Annotated in this window: 17 protein-coding genes; 10 read left to right on the forward strand and 7 right to left on the reverse strand. The window is 68.0% G+C overall.

All coding sequences use genetic code 11. The annotated features are described in order from the left end of the window. Positions 1-11 precede the first annotated feature (11 nt). The 3 genes from eccE to RMCN_RS09125 all read right to left on the reverse strand — a co-directional run bounded on the left by eccE (position 12) and on the right by RMCN_RS09125 (position 3,364). Positions 12-1,409: a type VII secretion protein EccE gene (gene eccE / locus RMCN_RS09115; protein ID WP_064413070.1), complete on the reverse strand. Its 1,398-nt coding sequence runs from the start codon at positions 1,407-1,409 to the stop codon at positions 12-14. Further along, on the reverse strand, positions 1,406-2,764 hold the full coding sequence (gene mycP / locus RMCN_RS09120; protein WP_067388531.1) for a type VII secretion-associated serine protease mycosin: 1,359 nt from the start codon (positions 2,762-2,764) through the stop codon (positions 1,406-1,408). The genes eccE and mycP overlap by 4 nt, the downstream gene beginning before the upstream one ends. Positions 2,765-2,962: 198 nt before the next feature. Then, entirely contained in the window at positions 2,963-3,364 is a 402-nt protein-coding gene (locus RMCN_RS09125; RefSeq protein ID WP_067388793.1) for a DUF3224 domain-containing protein, read from the reverse strand. A 222-nt stretch (positions 3,365-3,586) separates the two neighbouring features. Between RMCN_RS09125 and RMCN_RS09130 the strand changes: the two genes are divergently transcribed. From RMCN_RS09130 to RMCN_RS09140, 3 genes are read left to right on the forward strand one after another with little or no spacing between them, the layout of a single operon-like run. After that, the gene (locus RMCN_RS09130) at positions 3,587-4,822 is read left to right on the forward strand and encodes an MMP alpha-(1->4)-mannosyltransferase (RefSeq protein ID WP_064413072.1); all 1,236 of its coding nucleotides are present in this window, start codon (positions 3,587-3,589) and stop codon (positions 4,820-4,822) included. Then, positions 4,816-5,547 carry a class I SAM-dependent methyltransferase gene (locus tag RMCN_RS09135; protein ID WP_067388533.1) on the forward strand — a complete coding sequence of 244 codons (732 nt, stop codon included), beginning with the start codon at positions 4,816-4,818 and terminating at the stop codon, positions 5,545-5,547. Before RMCN_RS09130 ends, RMCN_RS09135 begins: the two co-directional genes overlap by 7 nt. A gap of 19 nt (positions 5,548-5,566) precedes the next feature. Continuing rightward, a complete protein-coding gene (locus tag RMCN_RS09140; protein ID WP_067388796.1) occupies positions 5,567-6,613 on the forward strand; it encodes an MMP endo-(1,4)-3-O-methyl-alpha-D-mannosidase in 1,047 nt (348 codons plus the stop codon). Here RMCN_RS09140 and RMCN_RS09145 read toward each other — a convergent pair whose 3' ends face one another. Further along, the gene (locus tag RMCN_RS09145) at positions 6,614-7,261 is read right to left on the reverse strand and encodes a class I SAM-dependent methyltransferase (RefSeq protein ID WP_064413074.1); all 648 of its coding nucleotides are present in this window, start codon (positions 7,259-7,261) and stop codon (positions 6,614-6,616) included. Positions 7,262-7,325: 64 nt separating this feature from the next. On the opposite strand from RMCN_RS09145, the gene RMCN_RS09150 reads away from it, so the two are divergent. After that, positions 7,326-7,895 (forward strand): TetR/AcrR family transcriptional regulator, encoded by a 570-nt coding sequence (locus RMCN_RS09150; protein WP_064413075.1) that lies wholly within the window; start codon positions 7,326-7,328, stop codon positions 7,893-7,895. Between the two features lie 106 nt (positions 7,896-8,001). Here the strand turns inward: RMCN_RS09150 and RMCN_RS09155 are convergent, their stop codons facing one another. Further along, the gene (locus RMCN_RS09155; RefSeq protein ID WP_064413076.1) at positions 8,002-8,607 is read right to left on the reverse strand and encodes a TetR/AcrR family transcriptional regulator; all 606 of its coding nucleotides are present in this window, start codon (positions 8,605-8,607) and stop codon (positions 8,002-8,004) included. A 100-nt stretch (positions 8,608-8,707) separates the two neighbouring features. Between RMCN_RS09155 and RMCN_RS09160 the strand changes: the two genes are divergently transcribed. Beyond that, positions 8,708-10,087, forward strand: a complete 1,380-nt coding sequence (locus RMCN_RS09160) for a cytochrome P450 (RefSeq protein WP_067388535.1) — start codon at positions 8,708-8,710, stop codon at positions 10,085-10,087. Next, positions 10,084-11,415, forward strand: coding sequence for a cytochrome P450 (locus RMCN_RS09165; protein ID WP_067388537.1), 1,332 nt, complete (start codon positions 10,084-10,086; stop codon positions 11,413-11,415). The genes RMCN_RS09160 and RMCN_RS09165 overlap by 4 nt, the downstream gene beginning before the upstream one ends. A 4-nt stretch (positions 11,416-11,419) precedes the next feature. Here the strand turns inward: RMCN_RS09165 and msrA are convergent, their stop codons facing one another. Together msrA and msrB are read right to left on the reverse strand one after the other, a co-directional pair. Further along, positions 11,420-11,935 carry a peptide-methionine (S)-S-oxide reductase MsrA gene (msrA, locus tag RMCN_RS09170; protein WP_067388539.1) on the reverse strand — a complete coding sequence of 172 codons (516 nt, stop codon included), beginning with the start codon at positions 11,933-11,935 and terminating at the stop codon, positions 11,420-11,422. Further along, positions 11,932-12,393: a peptide-methionine (R)-S-oxide reductase MsrB gene (gene msrB / locus RMCN_RS09175; RefSeq protein WP_067388540.1), complete on the reverse strand. Its 462-nt coding sequence runs from the start codon at positions 12,391-12,393 to the stop codon at positions 11,932-11,934. Before msrB ends, msrA begins: the two co-directional genes overlap by 4 nt. 59 nt (positions 12,394-12,452) lie before the next feature. On the opposite strand from msrB, the gene RMCN_RS09180 reads away from it, so the two are divergent. The 4 genes from RMCN_RS09180 to RMCN_RS09195 are packed head-to-tail and all read left to right on the forward strand — an operon-like array spanning position 12,453 to position 15,222. Continuing rightward, a complete protein-coding gene (locus tag RMCN_RS09180) occupies positions 12,453-12,866 on the forward strand; it encodes a hypothetical protein (protein ID WP_067388542.1) in 414 nt (137 codons plus the stop codon). Between the two features lie 19 nt (positions 12,867-12,885). Then, positions 12,886-13,392 (forward strand): nuclear transport factor 2 family protein, encoded by a 507-nt coding sequence (locus tag RMCN_RS09185; protein ID WP_064413082.1) that lies wholly within the window; start codon positions 12,886-12,888, stop codon positions 13,390-13,392. Further along, positions 13,389-14,393 carry an NAD-dependent epimerase/dehydratase family protein gene (locus RMCN_RS09190; RefSeq protein WP_067388544.1) on the forward strand — a complete coding sequence of 335 codons (1,005 nt, stop codon included), beginning with the start codon at positions 13,389-13,391 and terminating at the stop codon, positions 14,391-14,393. Before RMCN_RS09185 ends, RMCN_RS09190 begins: the two co-directional genes overlap by 4 nt. A gap of 10 nt (positions 14,394-14,403) precedes the next feature. Continuing rightward, positions 14,404-15,222: a class I SAM-dependent methyltransferase gene (locus tag RMCN_RS09195; RefSeq protein WP_067388546.1), complete on the forward strand. Its 819-nt coding sequence runs from the start codon at positions 14,404-14,406 to the stop codon at positions 15,220-15,222. The last annotated feature ends 7 nt before the right edge of the window (positions 15,223-15,229 follow it).

Genomic DNA, 15,229 nt, shown 5'->3' on the forward strand with positions numbered 1-15,229 from the left:
GCGCCCGCATGTCAGCCCTCGAGGACCATCTGATAGCGGCTCTCCTCGCGCGGATTGATCAGCCGTATCGGTAGTTGGCGATGACGGGGAGTCTCGATGTAGTTGGTGCGCAACGTAACCCGGCCGATACCCGGATGCGGGCTCAGGTACGTGGTCGCATGCGGCCACGCCACCTTCACCTCACGCCCGATCCTGGCGTTGACGTATCCGGCGAACTCGGTGAACTGCGGCGTCAGGGTGACGACGGCACCGGCGGCGGCGGACCGCACGATGAACTGGGTGAACAGTCGGGAGTCGCCGAGGTTGATGCTCGCGTCGACGTCGTCGAACGGCATGTAGACGGGGTAGCGGTCGGCGGTCTCCCCGACCAGCACCCCCGCCGAGCCGATCGGCAGTTCGTAGTGGCGGTCGCCGACCGGGCTGATGCCGTGCAGGGCCGCCCGCTGCCCGCCGAACAGACACGAAAAGCCGCGCGGCGTAGCCGGATTGGCCAACGTGGTCAGCAGCACTGTTGAGCGGGGGGCCTCACCGGGCCGGATGCGGACCCTGGTGATCGTGTGGTCGGCGCGCGCCGACCACCACACGTCCGGCCCGCCCGGCGCGGTGTAGGCCGCGGTGAACGTGCTGCGGCCCTTGATCGCCGACCACGTCTCGCGCTCGTAACTGATCTCGGTGGCCCGGTCGAGATCGTCGAAACTGCGCGCGGGGCGGGCGTCGATTCCGTTGCCCGCCAACTGATCCGCGATCCGTGTCGCCGAAGCCACCAGGTATCGCGCCAGCCCGGCGACCCCGGACTCGCGGCGCTGCGACGATTTACGGGTGGACTCCGGATCGGCGCGCAGCACGATCCAGGTGCGCCGGTTCGCAGGAGCCGGATACGGCCCGACGACCTGTTCGTAAAGCGAAATCAGCGTGGCGGGAGCGGTTTTGCCGACGCGATACCCCGATGACACCACGTCGGCCTCGAGGTCGGGGCAGTGCGCGGCGACGAGTTGTTCGACGAGCCGGGTGTCGACGACGTCGTCGGTGAACGCGGCCCCGTTGACGATCACCGTCGGGGTGAACGGACGCGGCACCAGCTCGACGGCCGCCACCAGGTGCTCGTCCTGCCAGCGCACGGCGACGTGATCGCCCGGCATCACGGTGGCGCCCACCGCGGGTTCCGACGGCTGCTGCGGAACGTCGCGATGCCTGCGCCGCCACGCGAACACCGCGGCCACCCAACCGGTGATCCGCAACCCGCGGATGGTCACCACCGAGCCCAGCCCGATCAGCACGGCGATCGTGATCCCGAGCCACAGCAAGTTCAGTTCGGCGAACACCAGGATGGTCGCGGGGATCAACGCCGCCGCCCAGATCGCGTGGCCCGTCGTGAAACGCAGGCCGAACATGCCGAGAATCCTGGTCATCGGCGCCTCAATGCGCGGCGGGCCAGCGCGCCGAGCCCGAGCGCGGCCGCGAGCCCCGCTCCGGCGACGACCACGGCGGTGATCGGCCCGCGGTCCGGCGGCGGGGTGAACACCGGGGGCGGCACCTCCTTGACGCGGTACTGCACCCGCTCCGGGCCGGCGGGCACGTCCCACGTCAACGCGGCGACCGGGTCGACGGCCCCCGCACCGACATAGTTGTCGACACCACCGCCCGGATGACGCGCCGTCGCGGTGATCCGGTTCATGATCTGGGCCGGCGTGAGCGCGGGGAAGCGCTGCTTGAGCAGCGCCGCCAGTCCGGAGACATAGGCCGCGGCGAACGACGTTCCGCTGATGGGGATCGGGCCGTCCTGGCCCTGCAGCGCGTTGACCGGATTGCCGTCGTAGCCGAGCGCGACGAGGTTCTCGGCAGGCGCCGCGGCGCCCAACCACGGACCCGACATCGAGAACGTGCTCGGCTGGCCGTTCTGGGCGATCCCGCCGACCGTCAGCACCAGCGGTGAATACCAGGCCGGGCTGACGATCGTCTGCACCTGCTTCCAACCGCGCGGATCGGTCGGCACCGCGGGATCGGCGGGCGGGTTCTGCGCGCAATCCTGGCCGGTGTTGCCTGCGGCGACGATGATGACGGCGCCCTTGACGTTGACCGCGTAGTTGATCGCGGCACCCAGGCTGGTCTCGTTGATAGGGCGGGTGATCTTGTAGCAGGCCGCCTCGCTGATGTTGATGACCTGAGCGCCGAGATTGGCTGCGTGCACCACCGCGCGCGCGAGGCTGCGCAGCGATCCGGCGGTCTGCGTGGCGTTCGGGTCGTTGGGGTCCTGGCGTGTGCCCACCGTCTGGAACGCCTCGGAGGTCTGCCGCAGCGACAGGATGCGGGCGTCGGGCGCGACGCCGACGAAGCCGTCGTTCGGGGCGGGACGTCCGGCGATGATCGACGCGGTCAACGTGCCGTGCGCGTCGCAGTCCGACATACCGTTGCCGGCCTGGTCGACGAAGTCTCCGCCCGGTTCGGCGGGCACCCGCGGTGAGCCGACGACACCGGTGTCGATCACCGCGACGGTCACGCCCGCGCCCGTTGCGAACTTCTGCGCCTCGGACAACCGCAGGTAGTCGTTCGCCCACGGACGGTCGGCGAAGTTCGCATTGGGAAACACCGTGGGCGCCGAACAGACCCGGCGCTGCTCCATCGGCTGATCGGGCCCGGTCTCATCCGGCGGCACCGCAGCGGGATCGATCGTCGGCGGCTCGATCGCCGTCGCCGGAGGGGCGGCGATCAGTGTGAGCAGCAGCACCGCCGTCAGCACGCTGACGCGTCCGAAAAAGCGCCGCACGCGCTACCCACCTCCCCGGCGGCCGGACTGGTCGGCGGTGTGCTGGAACACCGGCAGCAAACTCGGTTTTGCCCATTGCGCAGGGCAAACGCTCACGTCACGCCGATGGGCCGATTGCACGCAGCCAATCTTAAGGGGACGTTCGGGGGAGTCATTCCACTAATCGGCGCTCCACGCCCGTCACCAGGGGGTGATTTTCTAGGTGACCGCGATGTCCAGACCGTCGACGTCGAGGGTGAGCGCCCCGGCCGGGTCGGCGCGGAACTTCCCGCTGCCCGCTGCCTCGGCCAGCCCGCCGGTGCCCGAGGCGATCCGCACCTCCCCACTGGCCACACCGTCCCGGTAGGCGCCGTCGTGCAGCAACACCAGGCCGCCGGTTGCGCCCGCGATGGTCCCGGTGACGTGCTCGATGCCGACGAACAACGCGCTCTTGTCCGGCGCGTAGGCCAACAGCCACTTGGTCGTCGACGTGCCCTGGATGTCGCCCTCGTAGCGTTTGGTGACCAGGGCCTCGGTGAGCTTGGTGGACTCGTCGCCGTCCTCGAACGGCGTCTCATCCCAGCTGGCGATCTGGAAGGTCGCCTCGATGTGTCTGCTCATGACGGGCGGATACCCGGTCACCGGACCGTGGAACCGAGAGGCCGACGGGCAGCACCCCCGGCCACTGTGATAGTCAAGGCATCATGGCCGCGTTGCGTCCGCTAGCACGTCAAACTATAGTCTGGACACATGTCCAGAAGGTTCGGAGTTGTTGCGTGACTCGATTTGTCCAGCTCACCGGCCCTGGATTCAGCCGCTTCTGCGCATCGTCTTGAGTTGAACATGCGCATCGCCCTTCTGTCGTACCGGAGCAAGACCCACTGTGGTGGGCAAGGCGTCTACGTCCGCTACCTGTCCCGCGGCCTTGCGGATCTGGGCCACGAGGTCGAGGTGTTCTCGGGTCAGCCCTATCCGGAGGAACTCGATCCGCGCGTCCGGCTGACCGAGGTGCCCAGCCTGGACCTCTACCGCGAACCCGACCCGTTCCGGGTCCCGTGGCCCAACGAGATCAAGACGTCGATCGATCTGCTCGAGCTGCTGACCACCTGGACGGCGGGCTTCCCCGAACCGCGCACCTTCAGCCTGCGCGCCGCACGGGTGCTCGCCGAGCGTCGCCACGAGTTCGACGTCGTGCACGACAACCAGTGCCTGGGAACCGGGCTGCGCAAGATCGCCGGGCTCGGCCTTCCGGTGGTCGCCACCGTGCATCACCCGATCACCCGCGACAAGGTGGTCGACGTAGCCGCCGCCAAGTGGTGGCGCAAACCGCTGGTCCGACGGTGGTACGGCTTCGCCGAGATGCAGAAGGAAGTCGCCCGAGAGATCCCCGAACTGCTGACTGTGTCGTCGACCTCGGCGGCCGACATCGCCGAGGACTTCGGTGTCGCGCCCAGCCAACTGCACGTCGTGCCGCTGGGGGTGGACACCGCGATGTTCAAGCCCGCCGAGCGGCGGGTGCGCAACCGCATCATCGCGATCGCCAGCGCCGACGTTCCGCTCAAGGGGGTTCGGCACCTGCTGCACGCGGTGGCCCGGCTGCGCGTGGAACGCGATCTCGAACTGCAACTGGTCGCCAAGCTCGAACCGAACGGTCCCACCGAGAAGCTGATCGCCGAGCTCGGCATCTCCGATATCGTGCACAGCTCGAGCGGGTTGTCCGACAGCGAACTGGCCGACCTGTTGGCCTCGGCCGAAGTGGCGTGCATCCCTTCGCTTTACGAAGGTTTCTCGTTGCCTGCGGTGGAGGCCATGGCCAGCGGCACGCCCATCGTGGCCAGCCGCGCCGGCGCCCTGCCCGAGGTGGTGGGCGCCGACGGGGATTGCGCCCGGCTGGTCAAGCCCGCCGACGTCGACGAATTGACCGCGGTGCTCGGCGAACTGCTCGACTCGCCGCGTGAGCTGGCCCGCCTCGGCGCGAACGGCCGCAAGCGCGCGGTGGAGGTGTTCAGCTGGCAATCGGTTGCGGCGCAGACGGTTGCGGTCTACGAGAAGGCGCGTGAACGGGTGGGCGCATGCTGACGGTCGACTTCGACCTGCTCGGTGTCGGCGCGGGCACGAAGGTGATCGACGTGGGCTGCGGCGCGGGACGGCACAGCTTCGAGGCCTTCCGGCGCGGCGCGGACGTGGTCGCGTTCGACCAGAGCGCCGCCGACCTCAACGACGTCGACGAGATCCTGACCGCCATGCGCGAACAGGGCGAGGCGCCGGTGACGGCCAAGGCCGAGGCGGTCAAGGGTGACGCGCTCGATCTGCCTTATGCCGACGGCACTTTCGACTGCGTGATCGCCTCGGAGATCCTCGAGCACGTGCCCGAGGACGAGAAGGCGATCGCCGAGCTGGTCCGGGTGCTCAAGCCCGGCGGAACGCTCGCCGTCACGGTGCCGCGGTGGCTGCCCGAGAAGCTCTGCTGGGTGTTGTCCGACGAATATCACGCCAACGAGGGCGGCCACGTGCGGATTTATCACGCCGACCGGTTGCGGGACAAGGTGCTCGCCCATGGCCTGCGGCTCGAGCACACGCATCATGCGCACGCACTGCACTCCCCGTACTGGTGGCTCAAATGCGCGGTGGGAACCGAGAATTCGGATCACCTGGCGGTAAAGGCGTACCACCGGATGCTGGTGTGGGACATGATGAGCCGTCCGTGGCTGACCAGGACGGCCGAGTCGCTGCTCAACCCGCTGATCGGTAAGAGCGTCGCGTTGTACTTCACCAAACCGGTGGGCGCCGGTGCGAACGCCTGAGCTCCAAGGCGTCCCGGGCATCCCCGGGGTGCTGACACCCGAACAGTGCCGCCAGACCGCGAAATCGATTGCCGCTACCCAGGAGTCCTCGGGTGCGCTGCCGTGGTTCGATGGTGGCCACACCGATCCGTGGGATCACATCGAGAACGCGATGGCGCTGACCGTCGCCGGATTGCTGGAACCCGCCCGCGCGGCGTTCGAGTGGTCGCGCACCCACCAGCGCCCCGACGGATCGTGGCCCATTCAGTTGCGCAACGGCGTGATCGAAGACGCCAACAGCGACAGCAACTTCTGCGCCTACATCGCGACCGGCGTCTGGCACCACGTGCTGGTCACCGGTGACCGGCGGTTCGCGGAGACGATGTGGCCGGTGGTCACCAAGGCGATCGACTTCGTACTCGGCATGCAGCTCAGTGGCGGTGAGATCGCCTGGGCGAGAAGCCCTTCGGCCATCGAATCCGAAGCCCTGCTGACGGGGTGCGCCAGCATCTATCACAGCATCCGATGTGCGCTCGCACTCGCTGACTACTTCGACGACCCGCAGCCGGAATGGGAGGTCGCGGTCGGCCGGCTGGGCCATGCGATCGCCCATCATCCCGAGGCGTTCACGGTCAAGGACCGCTGGTCGATGGAGTGGTACTACCCGGTGCTCACCGGTGCGGTGCGCGGTGGCGCGGCCAGAGAGCGGATCGACGAGCGGTGGCACGACTTCGTCGTTCCCGGACTGGGTATCCGGTGCGTCGACGACCGGCCGTGGGTGACCGGCGCCGAAACCTGTGAGCTGGTACTGGCTTTGGATGCGATGGGCGATCCGGTGCGCGCCAGAGAGCAGTTCGCCGCGATGCACCATCTACGCGAGGACGACGGGTCGTACTGGACGGGTCTGGTGTTCGCTGACGGCAAGCGCTGGCCGGAGGAACGCACGACGTGGACCGGTGCGGCGATGATTCTGGCCGCCGACGCGCTGTCGTCGACATCGGCCGCTAGCGGGATCTTCCGCGGGACGGACCTTCCGCGCGGTCTCGAAGGCGAGTACGACTGCGAGTGTGCGACCAGCGACCGCTAATCACAGCGGCTGGCCGACGGCGCCGTCCGTGCGTTCGAGCACCCGCATGGATCCGGTTGCCGAAACCTCGCGAAAGTGGTTGGTGTTCAACGCCCGCTGGTAGATGTGGAACGGCGCCTGCCCGCCCTCGTCGGGGTTGGGGAACACGTCGTGGATGACGAGCGCTCCGCCCACCTCCACCCACCTGGCCCAGCCGTCGAAATCACGTTGTGCGGCTTCCTCGGTGTGACCGCCGTCGATGAACAACAGTCGCAACGGAGTTCGCCACCCCCGCGCCACCACCGGCGACCGGCCGACGATCGCGACGACGTGGTCGTCGAGGCCGGCGGAGTCGAGCGTGTGCCGCGCCGTCGGCAGGGTGTCGAACAGGCCGGTGACCGGATCGACCATCGACTCGTCGTGGTACTCCCAGCCGGGCTGGTGTTCTTCGGAACCGTGGTGGTGGTCGACGGTGTAGAGCACGCCGCCGGTCTGCTGTGCGGCGGCGCCGAGCAGCACGGTGGACTTGCCGCAGTACGTGCCGATCTCGACGCCGATACCGTCGCCGAGGTACTTCACGGCGGCGTCGAACAGGGCCCGGCCCTCGTCGGCGGGCATGAATCCGATGACCTGCTCGGCCAGGGCGAAGAGTTCGTCTGTGGTGCGCATCGGTACGAACCTACTCGGCGTGAATCGTTGCTGGTGCAGGGGTGTTGTAGTAGCGTCCGGACATGTGTCCGACACGGCCATGGAGTCGACTCGGCGCCGCCTGACCGCCAAGCAGGCCGACACCGTCGACCGCCTCGGCCGCGCCGCGGTCGCACTCCTGCACCGCGAGGGCTTCGCCGGGCTCACGGTGCGCCGCGTGGCCGCCGATGCCGGCGTCGGGGCGGCCACCGCCTACACCTACTTCTCCTCCAAGGAACACCTTGTCGCCGAGGTCTTCTGGCGCAGGCTCGCGGCGTCTCCGCCGGCGGCGCACGAGTCGGACGACCCCGCTGCCCGGGTCATCGAGGTGCTGCGCCACATCGCCTTGCTGGTCGCCGACGAGCCCGCCTTCGCCGGTGCGGTGACGACGGCGCTGCTGGGTCGCGACCCCGACGTCGAGGTGCTGCGGGGCCGCATCGGCCGAGAGATCCGCGACCGGCTGGCAGCGGCGTTGGGCGCCGACACCGAGCCCGACATCATCGACACGTTGGAGATGCTGTACTCCGGCGCGCTGGTGCGCGCGGGTATGGGATACGCGTCCTACCTCGAAATCGCGGAGCGACTGGAGAAATCGGCGCGGCTGATCCTGAACTGAAGCCGCTGAAGCCGCTTCAGCCGCTTGAGCGCCGAGACCCACGAAATGGCTGCTTTCGGTCGCCGATGGCGACCAGTTCGTCGGTTTCGGGGAACGGGCGGTGCCCTCAGCGCGAACCGAGGATCGCCACCGCCGCGGTGATGGCCGGCTCGATGATGCCGCGCAGATCGTGGCCGTCCTCGACGAAGAGCGCGGTCAGCTCCCGCAGGCCGCCCAGGATGATGAGCGCCAGGGGACGCGAAATCGGGGTCAGCTGGGCGCGTTGGAAGCCGGGGGTGCTGCTGATGTCGACCAGCATGTCGGTGAAATGCTCCATGGCTTCCCGATGCAGCGGATGTGCGACGGCGCCGAGTGCGGGCGCCTCGCGGATCCACGCCAACGTGATGGCCGGTCGCGCCGCGATGTGGTCGACGTAAGCGGTTACCGCCGAGCGGATCTGGTCACGCCAGTCGGCATCGGGTTCCGCCGCTGCGCGGACGCCGGCGATCATCGTCTCGTTGTTGCGCCGCAGCAGTTCGATGAGGCATTCCTCTTTGCTCGCGAACTGTTCGTAGAAGGTGCGCTTCGAGGTTTTCGCCTGCCGCACGATATCGGCGACAGTGGTGTCGCGATAGCCGCGCTGCGTGATCGAGGCGGCCATGCCGTCGAGCAGGCGGTCGCGGAACGCGCCGTCGGTCGCGGTATGCGCGCCGTTGTCCAGCGCAGTGGTCATACCGCCCTCCTCGACAGCCTTGCGTCTACTGGTACCAAACGGTACCGTACTACACGAACCTGCGGTACATCGTAGTACCGGGGAACCGGCTGGGAGCGTCATGAGCGAAGCTTTGGTGGTCGACAAGCCCGCCCGCGCCGCGGTGCCGCCTGGCGCGGGCAACCTGCCGCCGAAGGTGCCGATTCCCAAGCCGCTGCTGGGCCTGGCCTTCGCGGTGTCCCGGCGCTGGACCGTCGCCCAGTTCGCCCGCCTCTACGGCCCGGTCTTCACGATGAACGTTCCGGTCTTCGGGCGCACGGTCGTCGTCGGCGACCCGCAGCTGGCCAAGCAGATGTTCATGGCCAACACCGACGACGTCGGCAACATCCAGCCCAACCTGTCGCGGGTGCTCGGCCCGGGTTCGGTGTTCGCGCTCGACGGGTCCGAACACCGGCGCCGACGCCGATTGCTGACCCCGCCCTTCCACGGCAGGAGCGTCAAGAACTACGAGGCGATCTTCGAAGAGGAGACGCTGCGCGAATCAGCGAACTGGCCCGAGGGCCAGGCGTTTCCGGTTCTCGAACCGATGATGCGGATCACCCTCAACGCGATCCTGCGGGCGGTGTTCGGCGCCGATGGAGAGCAACTGGACGATCTGCGGCGCATCATCCCGCCCTGGGTGACGCTCGGATCGCGGCTGGCGTCGTTGCCCGCGCCGTCGCGCACGTACGGCCGGTTCAGCCCGTGGGGGCGGCTGGCTGAGTACCGCAGACAGTACGACCGGGCCATCGACAAGCTGATCGACCGGGTGACGGCCGACCCCGGATTCGACGAGCGGACAGACGTTCTCGCGCTGCTGCTCGGCAGCACCTACGGGGACGGTACCGCGATGTCGCGCAAGGACATCGGCGACGAACTGCTGACCCTCCTGGCCGCCGGACACGAGACCACCGCCTCGACCCTGGCATGGGCGTTCGAGCGGATCACCCGCCACCCCGACGTCCTGGACAGGCTGGTGTCCGAGGCGCAGACCGACGACAACGACTACCGCCAGGCCGTCCTCGCCGAGGTGCAGCGGTCACGCACCGTGATCGACTTCGCGGGCAGGCACGTCTACTCACCCACCTTCGAGCTGGGCGATTGGGTTGTGCCGCAGGGTCATACGATGCTGGCCAGCATCTCGCTGATGCACGACAGGGCGGCCGAGTTTCCCGACCCCGAGCGCTTCGACCCGCGGCGCTTCCTCGACGAGCGGCCGCCCACCTTCGCCTTCATCCCGTTCGGCGGCGGCACCCGCAGGTGTGTCGGCGCCGTGTTCGCCAACGTCGAGATGGATGTGGTGCTGCGAACGATTCTGCGCCACTTCGTGATCGACACCACCGCGGCGCCCGCGGAGAAGACGCATTCGCGCGGCGTGGCCTACACCCCGAAGGACGGCGGCCGCATTGTGGTGCACCGCCGCAAGACACCGCTCGCGCAGGAGGAGCCGAGGAACCGATGACGAACGCCACCGCCACCGATCAGCACGCCCCGGTCACGCCCGGCAAGTTGCCGCCGGCGGTACCGCTGCCCAAACCCGTTCAGATGGTGCTGATGGCGGGATTTCGCCGCTGGTTCCTCGGGAAGGCGCTCAAGCGATACGGTCCGGTGTTCGCGATCAACGTGCCGTTCTTCGGCCGCAGCGTGGTGATCGCCGATCCCGCCCTGATCCGGACGGTGTATCTGGCGAGCACCGACGACCTGATCAACGTGCAGCCGAACCTGTCCCGGATCTTCGGCCCCGGTTCGGTGTTCGCGCTCGACGGCGCCGAGCACCGTAAGCGGCGCAAGCTGCTCGCACCGCCGTTTCACGGCCAGAGCATCAAGAACTACGAGAAGATCATCGAGGAGGAGACGCTTCGCGAGACCGCGACCTGGCCCGAGGGCGTCGAGTTCGCGACGCTCGAACCGATGAACCGGATCACGCTGAATGTCATCCTGCGCACCGTGTTCGGCGCCGACGGGGCCGAACTGGACTATCTGCGCGAGATCATCCCGCCGTGGGCCAAGCTCGGTTCGCGCATGGCGACGTTGCCCGAACCGCCGTTCAAGACGGGCCCGTTCAGCCCCTGGGGGCGTTTGGAGACGTTTCGGCGCAACTTCGACCGCACCGTCTTCGCGCTGATCGAGAAGGCCGAGAAGGATCCCGCCCGCGAGGAGCGCACCGACATCCTGGCGCTGCTGCTGGGCAGCACCTACGAGGACGGCACCCCGATGTCGCACCAGGACATCTCCGACGAGCTGCTCACCCTCCTCGGCGCCGGCCACGAGACAACGGCGTCGACGCTCGGTTGGGCGTTCGAGCGCTTGCGCCGCCATCCGGCGGTGCTCGCCAAGCTGGTCGAGGAGAACGACGCCGGCGGCAACGAGTACCGCCAGGCCTTCATCAACGAGTTGCAGCGCAACCGGACCGTGATCGACTTCTCCGGACGCCACGTCCTGGCACCGCATTTCGACGCCGGGCAGTGGCGCATCCCGCACGGTTACACCGTGATGGTCGCGCTGGCGAACATGCACGCCAATCCCGACGTGTTCCCTGACCCCGAACGTTTTGACCCGGACCGGTTCCTGGGCAAGCGCCCGCCGACGGCATGGGTGCCGTTCGGCGGCGGCACCCGCCGCTGCATCGGCGCCGCGTTCGCCAACGTCGAGATGGACGTCGTCCTGCGAACGGTGTTGCGCCACTTCGTGATCGAAGCCGATGACGCACCCGACGAGAAGGTGCACTTCCGCGGCATCGCGTTCACCCCGAAGGACGGCGGGCGCGTCGTGGTGCGCCACCGCACCTAGCGCGCTACTGGTTGGCCGTTTCGCGTTTGGGCAGTTTCCAGCCCGGGCGCGGGAAATGGCAGCTGTAGCCGCTCGGGTAGCGCTCCAGGTAATCCTGGTGTTCGGGTTCGGCCTCCCAGAAGTCGGATGCCGGGGTCACCTTGGTGACGACCTTGCCCGGCCACAGCCCCGAGGCGTCGACGTCGGCGATGGTGTCCAGCGCGACGCGCTTCTGCTCCTCGTCGAGGTAGAAGATCGCCGACCGGTAGCTGGTGCCGATGTCGTTGCCCTGGCGGTTCTTCGTGGTCGGATCGTGGATCTGGAAGAAGAACTCCAACAACGCGCGGTAGTCGGTCTGCGCCGGGTCGTAGACGATCTCGATCGACTCGGCGTGGCCGGGGTGATTGCGGTAGGTGGGGTTGGCGTTCTCGCCGCCGGTGTAGCCGACGCGCGTCGACACCACGCCCGGTTGCTTACGGATCAGATCCTGCATGCCCCAGAAGCAACCGCCCGCCAGGATCGCCCTCTTCACTTCGCTCATGCCTGCGCCTCCTCATTCACGAACAGCTTCTTGTAATCGCCGTACCCCTCGGCCTCGAGGTCGTCGAGGTGGATGAACCTCAGCGAAGCGGAGTTGATGCAGTAGCGCAACCCACCCGCTGAGCGGGGCCCGTCGGTGAAGACGTGGCCGAGGTGGCTGTCGCCGTGCGCCGAGCGCACCTCGGTGCGGATCATCAGGTGCGAGAAGTCGCGCTTCTCGACGACGTTGGTCGCTTCGATCGGCCGGGTGAAGCTGGGCCACCCCGTTCCGCTGTCGAACTTGTCCACCGATGCGAACAGCGGCTCGCCGGAGACCACGTCGACGTAGATGCCCGGCTCGTGGTTGTCCCAGTACTCGCCGGTGAACGGCCGCTCGGTGCCGTTGCGCTGCGTGACCTGGTACTGCTCCGGCGACAAGGCGTTCACCGCGGCCGGATTCTTGTGGTATTGCTTTGCCATAGTGCCTGTATAACCGCCGAACCGACCGCCGTGTTCCGGCCGCTGATTACGGTTGTGTGATGCGCACACTCCTCGCCGTGATGGCCGCTGTGCTGGCCGTGTGGGCGGCCCCGGCGGTGTCGGCGCAGACGGCTGTGCTGCCCGAGCGGCAGGGCTATCCGGGCCTGCTGTTCATCGACAATCCCGCGATCGTCGACCCGCATCCGATGCACGCCGAATCGTTCAATCGCGTCGCCGGGGACCGCGCCGTCGGGGTGCACTTCACCACCGGCACCCCACAGTGCTACGGCGTGCACGCGACGGTGCAGGAGACGTCCGAGACCGTCACCGTCGAACTTCTCGGCGGCACACTCCCCGAAGCCGTGGACCGGCCCTGCATCCTGATCGCGGTGGCGGGGATCCTCGACGTCCCGCTGCAGAATCCGCTGGGCAGCCGCCAGGTGCTCACCGCGCTCCCTCGACAAGCTCGGTAGAACGTGTTCTAGTTCTGGTGTGACGGGCAGCACCTTCAGCCGCGACGAACTCGCCGCGGCGTTCCAGCAGTTCGAGGCCACGGTCGACCGCGCCGCGCAGACCCGCGACTGGGACCCCTGGGTCGACCAGTACACCGACGACGTCGTCTACGTCGAACACGCGGCGGGCACCATGCGCGGCCGCGAGCAGGTGCGCCCCTGGATCTGGAAGACGATGGAGTCGTTCCCCGGTAGCTACATGACGTCGTTTCCGTCGCTGTGGACGGTGATCGACGAGGCGACGGCCCGCGTCATCTGCGAGCTCGACAACCCGATGCGCGATCCCGGCGACGGCACCGTCATCAGCGCCACCAACATCTCGATCGTCACCTACGCCGGCGACGGGCTGTGGCGGCGGCAGGAGGACATCTACAACCCGCTGCGGTTCGTCAAGGCGGCGGTGAAATGGTGCCGCAAGGCAGCCGAACTCGGCACGCTGCCGCCCGAGGCCGAGGAGTGGATGAAGCAGTACGGAGGAGGCAAGTGAGCAAGCTGGTCATCGGCGCCAACGGCTTCCTCGGTTCCCACGTCACCCGGCAGCTGGTGGCCGACGGCCACGACGTCCGAGTCATGGTGCGCCCCAACGCGAAGTCCAAGGGCATCGACGATCTTCCGGTCGAGCGATTCCTGGGCGACATCTGGTACAACGACATGCTGCGCGCGGCGATGACCGGAGTCGACGACGTGTACTACTGCGTCGTCGACACCCGCGGCTGGCTGAAAGACCCGACGCCGCTGTTCTATACGAACGTCGAGGGCACCCGGAACGTGCTCGAGGTCGCCAAGGACATGCGCCTGCGGCGGTTCGTCTACACCAGCAGCTATGTGACGGTCGGTCGCAGGCGCGGGCACGTCGCGACCGAGGACGACGTGATCGTCGACAAGGGTCTGACGCCGTATGTGCGCTCACGGGTGCAGGCCGAGACGCTGGTGCTGCGGTATGCGCGCGAGCACGGCCTGCCCGCGGTGGCGATGTGCGTGTCGACGACGTACGGCGGCGGCGACTGGGGCCGCACCCCGCACGGCGCGATCATCGCGGGGGCGGCGTTCGGCAAGCTGCCCTTCGTGATGCGCGGAATCGAGCTCGAGGCGGTCGGTGTCGACGACGCCGCTCGCGCGATGTTGCTCGCCGCCGAACGCGGCCGTGTCGGCGAGCGGTACCTGATCTCGGAGAAGATGATCAGCAACGCGGAGGTGGTGCGCATCGCGGCCGAAGCCGCCGGGATGCCGGCGCCGACGAAGTCGATCCCGCTGCCGGTCTCATATGCGATGGCCGCCCTGGGCACCGCCAAGGCGCGGCTGACGGGCAAGGACGAGAAGTTCTCGCTCGGCTCGCTGCGACTGATGCGCGCGGAAGCGCCGGTGGATTGCAGTAAGGCTCGGCGCGAACTGGGTTGGCGGCCAAGGCCAGTCGAGGAGTCGATCCGTGAGGCCGCGAGGTTCTGGGTGGGGCTGCGGGACGCGCGGCGCACGAGCAGGGCCGGCTAGCTCGCAGGAGATGTCCGACAAGCTGCACGTCGATCTGTCCGGTGCGCCGCAGACCATGCTCGCGACGTTCTACGCCAAGGCGCTGGACGCCGATCTGCCGAAACCGATTCTGGGGGATCGGTTCGCCAAGGACATCGTCGGGCGCATCGACTACGACTGGTCGAAAACGTCGATCACACCGGCGAATTCGGCGTCGGTGACCACCCGTAGCGCGCACTTCGACAGGTGGACGCGCCAGTTCTTAGCGGTGCATTCGCGGGCGGTCGTACTGCACCTCGGGTGCGGGCTGGACGCGCGGGCCTTTCGGATCGATCCCGGGCCGGGGGTCGACTGGTTCGACATCGACTACCCGGAGGTGGTCGACCTGCGCACAGAGCTCTATCCGGCTCGCGACCACTATCGGGTGATCGGCGCCTCGGTCGCCGATGCGTCGTGGCTGTCTGAGATTCCCTCGGAGCGACCTGTTTTGATGATCGCCGAGGGTCTGACCATGTATCTGACCGAATCCGACGGTGGGGCACTGCTGCGACGGGTTGTCGACGGGTTCCCCTGTGGGGAACTGCAATTCGATGCGTTCAGCCGGCTCGGCATCCGGTCGCAGTTCCTGAATGCGGTGGTGCGGCGGGCGGGGGCGACGCTGCACTGGGGGATCGACGGCCCGGACGACATCGGTGCGGCGGTGCCCGGTGTGCGGTTGCTGGCGTGGGTGTCACCGTTCGACTCCCCGACGTTTCGCGATGTCGCGTGGTACTACCGGGCGCTGGGTAAGGCGATGTCGGTGGTGCCGTCGCTGCGGTACATGGCGCAGTATCACCGCTGGGCCTTCTGAGCGTTGT

The sequence above is a fragment of the Mycolicibacterium novocastrense genome, assembly GCF_001570485.1.
GTDB classification, from domain to species: Bacteria; Actinomycetota; Actinomycetes; order Mycobacteriales; family Mycobacteriaceae; genus Mycobacterium; species Mycobacterium novocastrense.

What these genes read in the sequence shown, in the direction of transcription:
- msrB (WP_067388540.1), bottom strand. Translation starts at nt 12,393, where the DNA reads ATGGCAAAGCAATACCACAAGAATCCGGCCGCGGTGAACGCCTTGTCG.
- RMCN_RS09165 (WP_067388537.1), top strand. Translation starts at nt 10,084, where the DNA reads ATGACGAACGCCACCGCCACCGATCAGCACGCCCCGGTCACGCCCGGC.
- RMCN_RS09145 (WP_064413074.1), bottom strand. Translation starts at nt 7,261, where the DNA reads ATGCGCACCACAGACGAACTCTTCGCCCTGGCCGAGCAGGTCATCGGA.
- RMCN_RS09155 (WP_064413076.1), bottom strand. Translation starts at nt 8,607, where the DNA reads ATGACCACTGCGCTGGACAACGGCGCGCATACCGCGACCGACGGCGCG.
- RMCN_RS09125 (WP_067388793.1), bottom strand. Translation starts at nt 3,364, where the DNA reads ATGAGCAGACACATCGAGGCGACCTTCCAGATCGCCAGCTGGGATGAG.
- msrA (WP_067388539.1), bottom strand. Translation starts at nt 11,935, where the DNA reads ATGAGCGAAGTGAAGAGGGCGATCCTGGCGGGCGGTTGCTTCTGGGGC.
- RMCN_RS09130 (WP_064413072.1), top strand. Translation starts at nt 3,587, where the DNA reads ATGCGCATCGCCCTTCTGTCGTACCGGAGCAAGACCCACTGTGGTGGG.
- RMCN_RS09195 (WP_067388546.1), top strand. Translation starts at nt 14,404, where the DNA reads ATGTCCGACAAGCTGCACGTCGATCTGTCCGGTGCGCCGCAGACCATG.
- RMCN_RS09180 (WP_067388542.1), top strand. Translation starts at nt 12,453, where the DNA reads ATGCGCACACTCCTCGCCGTGATGGCCGCTGTGCTGGCCGTGTGGGCG.
- eccE (WP_064413070.1), bottom strand. Translation starts at nt 1,409, where the DNA reads ATGACCAGGATTCTCGGCATGTTCGGCCTGCGTTTCACGACGGGCCAC.
- RMCN_RS09160 (WP_067388535.1), top strand. Translation starts at nt 8,708, where the DNA reads ATGAGCGAAGCTTTGGTGGTCGACAAGCCCGCCCGCGCCGCGGTGCCG.
- RMCN_RS09135 (WP_067388533.1), top strand. Translation starts at nt 4,816, where the DNA reads ATGCTGACGGTCGACTTCGACCTGCTCGGTGTCGGCGCGGGCACGAAG.